This is a genomic window from Pseudomonas sp. CCOS 191, from assembly GCF_001007005.1.
Classification (GTDB): Bacteria; Pseudomonadota; Gammaproteobacteria; order Pseudomonadales; family Pseudomonadaceae; genus Aquipseudomonas; species Aquipseudomonas soli.
The window spans coordinates 4,872,755-4,885,756 of the sequence record NZ_LN847264.1; the positions used below are offsets into that span (position 1 = coordinate 4,872,755).

The window sequence follows — 13,002 nt, forward strand, 5'->3', positions numbered from 1 at the left end:
ACGGGCGTTTGCATGAAATGCGCGCCCGCCCCTTTACAGCAAATGCAAATCTTTCGCATGATGTTGCGGTTTCGCGTGCCACGGCGCACGGTCCACCCATGGTCCAACCACACGACGCAGGAAACCAACAATGATTCGAATGCCTCTGGCCTCCGCCAGTCTGCTGGCCATCGCCATCGCCCTCGCCGGTTGCGGCGAAGGCAAGGACGACAAGGCCGCCGCACCGCAAGCCCAGGCACCTGCCGCTGCCACCACCACCGCGGCACCAGGGGCTGTCGATGAAGCCGCCGCCAAGGCCGTGGTCAAGCACTACGCCGAGATGGTCCATGCCGTGTACAGCGACTCGCTGAGCACCGCCAAGCAGTTGCAGACCGCCGTCGACGCCTTCCTCGCCAAGCCCGATGACCAGACGCTCAAAGCCGCCCGGGACGCCTGGGTCGCCTCGCGCGTACCGTACCTGCAGAGCGAAGTCTTCCGCTTCGGCAACACCATCATCGACGACTGGGAAGGCCAGGTGAACGCCTGGCCCCTGGACGAAGGCCTGATCGACTACGTCGACAAGAGCTATGAGCACGCCCTGGGCAACCCGGCGGCCAACGCCAACATCATCGCCAACACCGAGATCCAGGTGGGCGAAGACAAGATCGACGTCAAGGACATCACCCCCGAGAAGCTGGCCAGCCTGAACGAGCTGGGCGGTTCCGAAGCCAACGTCGCCACCGGCTACCACGCCATCGAATTCCTGCTCTGGGGCCAGGACCTCAACGGCACCGGCCCAGGCGCGGGCAACCGCCCGGCCTCCGACTACCTCGAAGGCAAAGGTGCCACCGGCGGGCACAACGACCGTCGCCGTGCCTACCTGAAGGCGGCCACCGACCTGCTGGTCAAGGACCTTGAGGAAATGGTCGGCAACTGGGCGCCGAACGTCGCCGACAACTACCGCGCCAGCCTGGAAAAAGAGCCGGCCAACGATGGCCTGCGCAAGATGCTGTTCGGCATGGGCAGCCTGTCGCTGGGCGAACTGGCGGGCGAGCGCATGAAGGTCTCGCTGGAGGCCAACTCGCCGGAAGACGAACATGACTGCTTCAGCGACAACACCCACTACTCGCACTTCTACGACGCCAAGGGCATCCGCAACGTCTACCTGGGCGAGTACACCCGTGTCGACGGCAGCAAGCTGAGCGGCCCGAGCCTGTCGTCGCTGGTGGCCAAGGCCGACCCGGCCACCGACGCCACCCTCAAGGCCGACCTGGAAGCCACCGAAGCCAAGATCCAGGTGATCGTCGACCACGCTCTCAAGGGCGAGCACTACGACCAGCTGATCGCCGCCGACAACGCCGCCGGCAACCAGATCGTGCGTGATGCCATCGCCTCCCTGGTCAAGCAGACCGGCGCGATCGAGCAGGCCGCGGGCAAGCTGGGCATCGACAACCTGAACCCGGACACCGCCGATCACGAATTCTGATCAGCGTTGCGGTTCAGCAGAGGCGGCCTTCGGGCCGCCTTTTTCATTTCCGTGTCATGCCTTCGGGAGCGCAATGGGTGGGCGCGGACATTTCCAGGTAAAGCCAATTTCATCTGGCAATTGCAAATTGCTCTTATTCAATCACCCCCGGCCTGATAAGCTTGCACGCCGGTTTTTCGCCCATGCCCAGGATTGTCGATGTCCTTGCTCCGCCTAAGCCCCCTGCTGCTGGCCTTCGCCCTCGCCGCCTGTGACGACGCCCCGCGTTTCACCCAGGCCGAGCCCGGCGAGGCGCTCTCCGGCGGCAAGGCGACGGTGCAGCGCAGCGATCGCAACGCCTACTCGCTGCCCTCGGCCAATCTCACGCCCGAACGACGCCTGGACTTCGCCGTGGGCAACAGCTTCTTCCGCAACCCCTGGGTGATCGCCCCCTCCACCACCACTGCCCGCGATGGCCTCGGCCCGTTGTTCAACACCAACGCCTGCCAGAACTGCCACGTGCGCGATGGTCGCGGCCATCCGCCGGAGCCAGACGACAGCAACGCGGTGTCGATGCTGGTGCGCCTGTCGATCCCTGACCAGCCGTACTACGCCCAGGTGATCGAGCGCCTGGGCGTGGTCCCAGAGCCCGTCTACGGTACCCAGTTGCAGGACATGGCCATCCCCGGCGTGGCCCCGGAAGGCAAGGTCCGCGTGACCTACGACAACCACAGCGTCGCCTTCGCGGACGGCCACCAGGTCGAGCTGCGCCGCCCGACCCTGCAGATCAGCCAGCTCGGCTACGGCCCGCTGCACCCGGACACCCGCTTTTCCGCCCGGGTCGCCCCGCCGATGATCGGCCTGGGCCTGCTCGAGGCCATCCCCGAAGCCGACCTGCTGGCCAACGAGGACCCGGACGACCACAACCGCGACGGCATCCGTGGCCGCGCCAACCGAGTGTGGGACGATGCCCAGGGCAAGACCGTGGTCGGCCGCTTCGGCTGGAAGGCAGGACAGCCCAACGTCAACCAGCAGAACGTGCACGCCTTCGCCGGCGACATGGGCCTGACCACCACCCTGTTGCCCAAGGACGACTGCACCGCAGCGCAGGTCGACTGCCTGGCCGCGCCCAATGGCGATGGCCAGGGCGGCGAAAAGGAGGTCAGTGACAATATCCTGCGCCTGGTCACCTTCTACACCCGCAACCTTGCCGTACCGGCCCGGCGCAACGTCGATGCGCCGCAGGTACTGGCCGGCAAGAACCTGTTCTACCAGGCCGGTTGCCAGGGCTGCCACACCCCGCAATTCACCACCGCCGCCAATGCGGCCGAGCCGGAACTGGCCAACCAGGTGATCCGCCCCTACAGCGACCTGCTGCTGCACGACATGGGCCCGGGCCTGAGTGACGAGCGCACCGAATTTGCCGCCAACGGCCAGGATTGGCGCACCCCACCGCTGTGGGGCATCGGCCTGAGCGAAACCGTCAGCGGCCACAGCCAGTTCCTGCATGACGGCCGCGCCCGCAACCTGCTCGAGGCCGTGCTCTGGCACGGCGGCGAAGCCCAGGCGGCGCGCGACCATGTACTGACCTTCAATGCCGAGCAGCGCGCCGCGCTGCTGGCGTTCCTGAATTCACTTTAAACGCACAAGGAGCCGGGCATGTTCCGACCCAAACTGTTGTTCACCAGCCTCGCCGCACTCGCCTTGGGCGCCTGCTCGCCGCAGGACCCACAGGCAGTGACCTCCGCGGCCATCGCCAAGCAGGTGATCCTGCCGACCTACAGCCGCTGGGTCGAGGCTGACCGACAACTGGCCGCCAGCGCCCTGGCCTACTGTGAGGGCAAGCAGGACCTCGAGACCGCCCGCGCCGACTTCCTCAGCGCGCAAAAAGCCTGGGCCGAATTGCAGCCATTGCTGGTCGGCCCGCTGGCCGAAGGCAACCGTGCCTGGCAGGTGCAGTTCTGGCCAGACAAGAAAAACCTGGTCGGCCGCCAGGTCGAGCAACTGGTCAACGGCGAGCAGGCGGTCACCGTCGAGTCGCTGGGCAAGGCCAGCGTCGTGGTCCGTGGCCTGTCCGCCTACGAATACATCCTGTTCGACAGCAAGCCGGACATCGCCAGCGCCGAACAGAAGGCCCGCTACTGCCCGCTGCTGGTCGCCATCGGCGAACACCAGAAGGCCTTGGCCGAAGAGATCCTCAAAGGCTGGAACAGCACCGACGGCATGCTGTCGCAGATGACCAAGTTCCCCAACCAGCGCTACGCCGACTCCCACGAGGCGATCGCCGACGTACTGCGTGCCCAGGTCACCGCCCTGGATAGCCTGAAGAAAAAGCTCGGCGCGCCGATGGGCCGGCAGAGCAAGGGCATTGCGCAACCGCTGCAGGCCGAGGCCTGGCGCAGCCACTCCTCGATCAAGAGCCTGGAAGCCTCGCTCAAGGCCGCCCAGACCGTCTGGGTCGGGGTCGACAACCAAGGCCTGCGCGGACTGCTGGGCAAGGACCAGGCGGCACTGGCACAGAAGATCGACGACGCCTATGCTGCTGCGCTCAAGCTGCTGGCCGACAACCAGAAGACCCTCGGCGAACTGCTGGCCGATGACGCTGGCAAGCAGACCCTCAACCAGATCTACGATGCCCTCAACGTCGTCCACCGCCTGCACGAAGGCGAGCTGGCCAAGGCGCTGAACATCCAGCTGGGCTTCAACGCCAACGACGGTGACTGATCATGCTGCGACGCCAGGCCCTGAAACTCGGTAGCGTTCTGCTCAGCGCCCTGACCTTGGGCGGCTGGAGCCTGTTCCGCGGCAAAGGCAGCGAACCCTTGCTGCTTTCGGCCCGCGACGACGGCGACGGCAAGCACTACGCCGTCGGCTTTCGCCTGGACGGCAGCCAGGTGTTCAGCACCCAGGTGGCCCAGCGTTGCCATGCGATCATCAACCACCCGACGCTGCCGATCGCGCTGTTCGTCGCCCGCCGGCCCGGCACCGAGAGCTATCTGGTCGACCTGCGTGACGGGCGCCTGCTGCAGACCCTCGCCTCACAGCCCAGCCGGCACTTCTACGGCCACGCAGTGATCCACAAGGGTGGCGAGTGGCTGTATGCGACCGAGAACGACACCAGCGACCCGGGCCGCGGCGTATTGGGCGTCTACCGCTTCGAGGGCGAGCGCCTGGTGCACAGCGGCGAGATCCCCACCCACGGCATCGGGCCCCACGAAGTGGCCTGGCTGCCCGACGGCGAGACCCTGGTGGTGGCCAACGGCGGCATCCGCACCGAGGCCGAGAGCCGCGTGGAGATGAACCTCGACGCCATGGAGCCGAGCCTGGTGCTGATGCAGCGTAACGGAACACTGCTGAGCAAGGAGACCCTGGCCCAGCAGATGAACAGCGTGCGTCACCTGGCAGTTGGCGAAGATGGCACCATCGCCGCCTGCCAGCAGTTCATGGGTGGCTCGGAAGAAACCGCCGAACTGCTGGCGATCAAGCGCCCGGGCGAGCCGTTCCAGGCCTTCCCGGTGCCGGAGCGTCAGCTGCAATCGATGGCCCAGTACACCGCCAGCGTCGCCATCCACAGCGACCTGCGCCTGGTGGCGCTGACCGCGCCGCGGGCCAACCGCCTGTTCATCTGGGACCTGGACAGCGGCGCAGTCAAACTTGATGCGCCGATGCCCGATTGCGCCGGGGTCGGAGCGGTGAAGGATGGTTTCGTCGTCACCTCCGGGCAAGGCCGCTGCCGCTTCTATGATTGCCGCCAGGCGCAGTTGATCGGGCAACCGATGGACCTGCCTTCAGGCTTCTGGGATAACCATCTGCACCTGGTCTGATCGTTCTATTGCCTGCACCGGCCCCATCGCCGGCAAGCCGGCTCCCACACCAGCAACACCCTCCTGTGGGAGCCGGCTTGCCGGCGATGAGGCCACAACAGGCAATCTATCTCCTCCCCTTTTCCAGAAAACCGACAATACTTGCCCCATCGCACGTGGGCCGGATCGCCCGTGGTCGTGCCCGACGAACAACAAAATCCACTTCCAGGGAACCGGACCATGTTGCGCCGCCGCATGCTGATCATGTTGGCCGTCGTCCTGCTGATCGTGTTGATCCTGGGGGGCATCAAGGCCTTTTCCATCTACCGGCAAGTGCAGATGTTCTCGCAGCCCAGGCCCCCGGTCAGCGTTGCCGCGGCCCAGGCCGAGCTACGCCAGTGGCAGGAGCGCCTGCCGGCGGTCGGTAGCCTCAAGGCCTACCAGGGCGTTGAGTTGAGCCTGGAAGTGGCCGGCACGGTGAAGTCACTGCATTTCGAGTCCGGGCAGCAGGTCAAGGCTGGCCAGTTGCTGCTGCAGCTGGACAGCGACCAGGAAACCGCACTGCTCGGCACCGCCCAGGCTGACCTGGGACTGGCCAAGGTCGACTTCGGCCGTGGCAGCCAACTGGTCGGCGACTCGGCGATCTCCCGTGGCGAGTACGACCGCCTGACCAGCCAGTACCGGCGCAACCAGGCCGTGGTCGACCAGCTCAAGGCATCGCTGGCGAAAAAGAGCATCAGCGCTCCGTTCAGCGGCACCATCGGCATCCGCCAAGTGGACGTCGGCGCCTACCTGCCCAGCGGCACGGTGATCGCCACCCTGCAGGATCTGTCCAGCCTCTACGTCGATTTCAATGTGCCCGAGCAGGCCCTACCGCACCTGAGCCTGGGCCAGCGGGTGCTGGCCCAGGTGGCCGCCTACCCTGACCAGACCTTCCCCGCCAGCCTCAGCGCGATCAACCCCAAGGTCGAGGAAAGCACGCGTAACCTGCTGGTCCGCGCCACCCTGGCCAACCCCGAGGGCAAGCTGCTACCGGGCATGTTCGCCAGCCTGCAACTGTTGCTGCCCGACCCGCAACCGCAGGTCGTGGTGCCGGAAAACGCCATCACCTACACCCTCTATGGCAACTCGGTGTATCGCGTCAGCCCGAAAAAGGGCGAGGACGGCCAGCCGCTGCGCGATGCCAACGATCAGCCGCAACTGATCGCCGAACAACTCACCGTGCAGACCGGCGAACGCCGCGAGGGTTGGGTCGTGGTGCTCAAGGGCCTGCAGGCCGGCGACCAGGTCGTCACCGCCGGCCAGCTCAAGCTGAACCCGGGCGCGGCGATCCGCATCAGCGCCGATTCGGCCCTGAAGCCCGCCGCGCCTGGCGTGCAGTGAACGGGAGGCGCCTATGGCATTCACCGACCCGTTCATCCGCCGCCCAGTGCTGGCCTGCGTGGTCAGCCTGTTGATCCTGCTGCTGGGCCTGCAGGCCTGGAGCAAGCTGCAGATCCGCCAGTACCCGCAGATGGAAAACGCCCTGATCACGGTGACCACCGCCTACCCCGGGGCCAACGCCGAGACCATCCAGGGCTACATCACCCAGCCGCTGCAGCAGAGCCTGGCCAGCGCCGACGGCATCGACTACATGACCTCGGTGAGCCGGCAGAACTTCTCGATCATTTCGGTCTACGCGCGGATCGGCGCCGACACCGACCGCCTGTTCACCCAGTTGCTGGCCAAGGCCAACGAGGTGCGCAACAAGCTGCCCCAGGACTCCGAGGATCCGGTACTGAGCAAGGAGGCCGCTGACGCCTCGGCGCTGATGTACATCAGCTTCTACAGCAAGGAAATGAGCAACCCGCAGATCACCGACTACCTGTCACGGGTCATCCAGCCCAAGCTGGCCACGTTGCCGGGCATGGCCGAGGCCGAGATCCTCGGCAACCAGGTGTTCGCCATGCGTATCTGGATCGACCCGGTGAAGCTGGCCGGCTTCGGCCTGTCGGCGGTGGACGTGACCAACGCCGTGCGCCGCTACAACTTCCTCTCCGCGGCCGGCGAAGTGAAGGGCGAGTACGTGGTCACCAGCATCAACGCCACCACCGAGCTCAAGTCCGCCGAGGCCTTCGCCGCCCTGCCGGTGAAGACCAGCGGTGACAGCCGGGTGCTGCTGGGTGACGTGGCCCGGGTGGAAATGGGTGCGGAAAACTACGACACGGTCAGTTCGTTCGACGGCACGCCCTCGGTGTACATCGGCATCAAGGCCACGCCGGCGGCCAACCCGCTGGAGGTGATCAAGGAAGTGCGGCGGATCATGCCGCAGCTCGAAGAAGAACTGCCCTCCAGTCTGAAGGTGTCCATTGCCTACGACGCCACCCTGTTCATCCAGGCCTCCATCGACGAAGTGATCAAGACCCTCGGCGAAGCGGTGCTGATCGTCATCGTCGTGGTGTTCCTGTTCCTCGGCGCCCTGCGTTCGGTGGTGATCCCAGTGGTGACCATCCCGCTGTCGATGATCGGCGTACTGTTTTTCATGCAGATGATGGGCTATTCGCTGAATCTGCTGACCTTGCTGGCGATGGTACTGGCCATCGGCCTGGTGGTGGATGACGCCATCGTCGTGGTGGAAAACATCCACCGCCATATCGAAGAAGGCAAGACGCCCTTCGAAGCGGCCCTGGAGGGTGCCCGCGAGATCGCCCTGCCGGTCGTGTCGATGACTATCACCTTGGCTGCTGTGTACGCTCCCATCGGCTTTCTTACCGGGCTGACCGGCGCCCTGTTCAAGGAGTTCGCCTTGACCCTGGCCGGTGCCGTGGTCATCTCCGGGATCGTCGCCCTCACCCTCTCCCCCATGATGTGCGCCGTACTGCTGCGCCACGAACAGAACCCCAGCGGCCTGGCCCACCGCCTGGACCTGATCTTCGAATCGCTCAAGGTCCGCTACCAGCGCCTGCTGCACGGCACGCTGAACAGCCGCCCGGTGGTGCTGGTGTTCGCCGTGCTGATCCTGTGCCTGATCCCGGTGCTGCTGATGTTCACCCGCAACGAGCTGGCGCCGGAGGAGGACCAGGGGGTTATCTTCATGATGAGCAGTTCGCCGCAAACCGCGAACCTGGACTACCTCAACGCCTATACCGACCAGTTCACGCCAATCTTCAAGGGCTTCCCCGAGTACTACTCGTCATTCCAGATCAATGGCTTCAACGGCGTGCAGAGCGGTATCGGCGGCTTCCTGCTCAAACCCTGGAGCGAACGCGAGCGCACGCAGATGCAGCTGCTGCCACTGGTGCAGGCCGAACTCGAACAGATTGGCGGCCTACAGATCTTCGGCTTCAACCTGCCATCGCTGCCCGGCACTGGCGAGGGCCTGCCGTTCCAGCTGGTGATCAACACCGCCGGTGACTACCCGGCGCTACTGGAAGTGGCGCAACGGGTCAAGGAGCGCGCCCAGGCCTCGGGCAAATTCGCCTTCCTCGACATCGACCTGGCCTTCGACAAACCCGAGGTGGTGATCGACATCGACCGCGCCAAGGCGGCGCAGATGGGCGTGTCGATGGACACCCTGGGCAGCACCCTGGCGACCTTGCTGGGCGAGGCCGAGATCAACCGCTTCACGCTGGAGGGTCGCAGCTACAAGGTCATCGCCCAGGTCGAACGGCCCTACCGCGCCAACCCCGGTTGGCTGAACAACTATTACGTGAAGAACGAGCAAGGCCAGCTGTTGCCATTATCGACCTTGATCACCCTGAGCGACCGGGCCCGGCCGCGACAGCTCAACCAGTTCCAGCAGCTGAACTCGGCGATCATCCAGGGCGTTCCGCTGGTGAGCATGGGTGAAGCGCTGGAAACCGTGCGCGCCATTGCCCGCGAAGAGGCGCCGGAAGGCTTTTCGCTGGACTATGCGGGGACAGCGCGGCAGTTCGTCCAGGAGGGCAGCGCGTTGTGGGTGACCTTCGGCCTGGCACTGGCGATCATCTTCCTGGTGCTGGCGGCGCAGTTCGAGAGTTTCCGCGATCCGCTGGTGATTCTGGTGACCGTGCCGTTGTCCATCTGCGGGGCGCTCTTGCCGCTGTTCCTTGGGGTCTCGAGCATGAACATCTATACCCAGGTGGGGTTGGTGACACTGATCGGGTTGATTACCAAGCATGGGATTCTCATTGTCGAGTTTGCCAATCAGCTACGGGACGAGCGGGGGCTTGGGGTACGTGAGGCGATCGAAGAAGCCGCTGCGATTCGCCTGCGGCCGGTGCTGATGACCACGGCGGCCATGGTGTTTGGCATGGTGCCTTTAATTCTGGCTACCGGGGCCGGGGCGGTCAGCCGGTTTGATATCGGGATGGTGATTGCTACCGGGATGTCGGTGGGGACTTTGTTTACCTTGTTTGTTTTGCCTTGTATTTATAGTGTTTTGGCGCATAAAAGTGTTGCTGGGGCTTGAGGGTGATTGTTTTTGGTTTTGTGTGCGTATTCGTAGACGATATCGACATTTAGTCACCTTTCCGCCCTTACGGCGGCCGACTTTTGTCTTGGCAAAAGTCGGCAAAACCGTTCGGCTCCGTTCATCCGGCCCCTACGCTTCGCTCCGGGGTTCCCTCGCTCCGTTCTTGCTCCCGTGGGTACCGCGCTGTACGCCCCATCCTGGGGCGCAGCGCTCGACGGCCATCCATGGCCGTCGCCCCACTACGCAAGAACTCCGCTCGGCCTCCTGAAGTCGCAATTGGCGGCGCCTGAACTGTCGCGCGCTTAGAAGCAACAGCAACAGCAAGAGCAAGAGCAAGAGCAAGAGCAAGAGCAGGAAATGCGAAGTTTACTGTTTCAAAGTAAGTTATATATTGGCTGTTCCGGCCTATCGCGGGGCAAGCCCGCGAAACAATCGAGAGATTAATTGCGCTCCAACTAGCGACAGCTGCGCCAGTCCAGGCGCCGCCCGTAACTTCGCGACTTCAGGAGGCCGAACGGAGGTCTTGCGGAGGGAGGTGACGGGCATGGATGCCCGTCAAGCGCTGCGCCCCAGGATGGGGCGTTCAGCGCGGTCCTCCCGGGAGCAAGACCGGAGTGAGGGAACCCGGAGCGAAGCGGAGGGCCGGATGAATGGAGCGCAACGGCTTTGCTTACTTTGGCCAAGACCAAAGTAAGCCGCCGTAAGGGCGGAAAGGTGAATAAGCGTCGACATCACAAATGAATGCGCATACAACTCCCAAAACCACCAAACAACAACAACAACAACAACAACAACAACAACAAGGGGCGAATCAGAAGTCAGAACAACCACCCCCAATCCGCCCCCCTGTCAAACCCCTGATATCAATTCAAAGCATCAAGCAAAGCCTGATTCATCTCCGGCGTCCCAATGGTAATCCGCAGGAACTGCGCAATCCGCTCCTGCTTGAAGTGCCGAACAATCACCCCCTGCTCACGAAGCCGCGCCGCGATCCCGGCAGCATCCTGCCCGGGATGCCGGGCAAAGATAAAGTTCGCCGCCGAAGGCAGCACTTCGAACCCACGCGCCACCAACTCAGAAACCAGCACTTCCCGGCTGTCGATAACCTTGCGGCAGGTCTCATCGAAATACTCCCGGTCGTCGAACGCCGCCGCGGCCCCGACAATCGCCATACGATCCAACGGATAGGAGTTGAAGCTGTTCTTGATCCGCTCCAACGCCTCGATCAGGTCAGGATGCCCCACCGCCAGCCCGACTCGCAGCCCGGCAAGCGAACGCGACTTGGACAAGGTCTGGGTCACCAGCAGGTTGTCGTAGCGATCAACCAGGCTGATGGCCGTTTCGCCACCGAAATCGATGTAGGCCTCATCGACCACCACCACCGAATCCCGGTTGGCCTGCAGCAGTTGCTCGACCGCCTCAAGCGGCAACAGGCAGCCGGTCGGCGCATTGGGGTTGGGGAAAATGACCCCGGCATTAGGCTTGCTGTAGTCCGAAACACGGATCTGGAACTGCTCATCCAGCGCCACCTGGTCGAACGCGATACCGTACAAGCCGCAATACACCGGATAGAAGCTGTAGCTCACGTCCGGGAACAGCAGCGGCCCGCGGTCATGCTGGAACAGACCGTGGAAAATGTGCGCCAGCACCTCGTCCGAGCCATTACCGACGAACACCTGGGCCGGCGTCACTCCGTAGTACTCGGCCACCGCCTGCTTGAGCCGGTCACCGTTCGGGTCCGGATACAGCCGCAGGTTATCGTTGAGCTCACCGCGCATGGCTTCCAGCGCCTTGGGCGACGGGCCATAGGGGTTCTCGTTGGTGTTGAGCTTGACCAGCCGCGCCAGCTTTGGCTGCTCACCCGGCACGTAAGGCACCAGGCCCTTGACGAAGGGACTCCAGAATCGACTCATGCTCAGTTCCCCTTCTCGTTGAGGATGCGGTATTCGGCGCTGCGCGCGTGGGCGGTCAGCGATTCGCCTCGGGCCAGCACGGAAGCGGTATGACCCAGCTCGGACGCGCCCTGCTCGGAGCAGAAGATGATCGACGAACGCTTCTGGAAGTCATACACGCCCAGTGGCGAAGAGAAGCGCGCGGTGCCGGAGGTCGGCAGCACGTGGTTGGGGCCGGCGCAGTAGTCGCCCAGCGCCTCGCTGGTGTGGCGGCCCATGAAGATCGCGCCGGCATGGCGGATCTGCGGTAACCAGGCCTGCGGGTCGGCCACCGACAGCTCCAGGTGCTCAGGGGCAATGCGGTTGGCCACCTCGATGGCCTGCTGCATGTCACGCACCTGGATCAGCGCGCCACGGCCATTGATCGACTTCTCGATGATCTCGGCACGCTCCATGGTCGGCAGCAGCTTGTCGATGCTGGCAGCGACGCGATCGAGGAAAGCGGCGTCCGGGCTGACCAGAATCGCCTGGGCATCCTCGTCGTGCTCGGCCTGGGAGAACAGGTCCATGGCGATCCAGTCCGGGTCGGTCTGGCCGTCGCAGACCACCAGGATCTCCGAAGGTCCGGCGATCATGTCGATGCCGACCTGGCCGAACACATGGCGCTTGGCGGTCGCCACATAGATGTTGCCCGGGCCGACGATCTTGTCCACCTGCGGCACGCTCTCGGTACCGTAGGCCAGGGCTGCCACGGCCTGGGCGCCACCGACGGTGAACACACGGTCGACCCCGGCGATGCAGGCCGCGGCAAGTACCAGTTCGTTGACCTCGCCACGCGGGGTCGGCACTACCATCACCACTTCGCTGACGCCCGCGACCTTGGCCGGAATGGCATTCATCAGCACCGACGACGGGTACGACGCCTTGCCACCAGGCACATACAGCCCGGCGCGGTCCAGCGGCGTGACCTTCTGGCCGAGGACAGTGCCGTCAGCCTCGGTGTACTGCCACGAGTCCTGCTTCTGCCGCTCATGGTAGATGCGCACGCGGTTGGCGGCCTTTTCCAGGGCCTCGCGCTGTACCGGGGTAATGCGCGTCAGTGCCAGCTCCAGGCGCTCGCGATCGAGGATCAAGTCGTCGATCGTCTTGGCATCAACACCATCGAAACGCTGGGTGAACTCCACCAGTGCCTGGTCACCGCGCTCACGCACGGCCTTGATGATGTCGAGCACGCGCTGGTTGACCGCGTCATCGGACACACTTTCCCAGCTCAGCAGATGATCCAGATGTCGGGCGAAATCCTGGTCAGCGGCGTTGAGACGGGCAATTGCAGTGGACACGGTCATGGCGAGGGCCTCGTTATTAGCGGATGTTCAGGCGCCCTAAAGCTACCACTCCATCCGCGCGGGCACCTGAGAAAAAAGGCTATGA

Annotated in this window: 8 protein-coding genes; 6 read left to right on the forward strand and 2 right to left on the reverse strand. The window is 64.3% G+C overall.

The window, feature by feature from the left end; all coding sequences use genetic code 11:
• Positions 1-130: 130 nt before the first annotated feature.
• The 6 genes from CCOS191_RS21730 (at position 131) to CCOS191_RS21755 (ending at position 9,676) form a co-directional block, all read left to right on the forward strand.
• Positions 131-1,465: an imelysin family protein gene (locus CCOS191_RS21730; protein WP_046856956.1), complete on the forward strand. Its 1,335-nt coding sequence runs from the start codon at positions 131-133 to the stop codon at positions 1,463-1,465.
• A 192-nt stretch (positions 1,466-1,657) separates the two neighbouring features.
• Positions 1,658-3,085, forward strand: a complete 1,428-nt coding sequence (locus tag CCOS191_RS21735) for a di-heme oxidoreductase family protein (RefSeq protein ID WP_046856957.1) — start codon at positions 1,658-1,660, stop codon at positions 3,083-3,085.
• An 18-nt stretch (positions 3,086-3,103) separates the two neighbouring features.
• Complete coding sequence (locus CCOS191_RS21740) at positions 3,104-4,168, forward strand: imelysin family protein (RefSeq protein WP_046856958.1); 1,065 nt, start codon at positions 3,104-3,106, stop codon at positions 4,166-4,168.
• A gap of 2 nt (positions 4,169-4,170) precedes the next feature.
• Positions 4,171-5,268 (forward strand): DUF1513 domain-containing protein, encoded by a 1,098-nt coding sequence (locus CCOS191_RS21745; RefSeq protein WP_046856959.1) that lies wholly within the window; start codon positions 4,171-4,173, stop codon positions 5,266-5,268.
• A gap of 219 nt (positions 5,269-5,487) precedes the next feature.
• The gene (locus CCOS191_RS21750) at positions 5,488-6,630 is read left to right on the forward strand and encodes an efflux RND transporter periplasmic adaptor subunit (protein WP_046856960.1); all 1,143 of its coding nucleotides are present in this window, start codon (positions 5,488-5,490) and stop codon (positions 6,628-6,630) included.
• A gap of 13 nt (positions 6,631-6,643) precedes the next feature.
• On the forward strand, positions 6,644-9,676 hold the full coding sequence (locus CCOS191_RS21755) for a multidrug efflux RND transporter permease subunit (protein ID WP_046856961.1): 3,033 nt from the start codon (positions 6,644-6,646) through the stop codon (positions 9,674-9,676).
• An 866-nt stretch (positions 9,677-10,542) separates the two neighbouring features.
• On the opposite strand, the gene hisC is transcribed toward CCOS191_RS21755, so the two are convergent.
• Entirely contained in the window at positions 10,543-11,592 is a 1,050-nt protein-coding gene (hisC, locus tag CCOS191_RS21760) for a histidinol-phosphate transaminase (protein ID WP_046856962.1), read from the reverse strand.
• A gap of 2 nt (positions 11,593-11,594) precedes the next feature.
• Complete coding sequence (hisD, locus tag CCOS191_RS21765; protein ID WP_023630428.1) at positions 11,595-12,917, reverse strand: histidinol dehydrogenase; 1,323 nt, start codon at positions 12,915-12,917, stop codon at positions 11,595-11,597.
• Positions 12,918-13,002 lie beyond the last annotated feature (85 nt).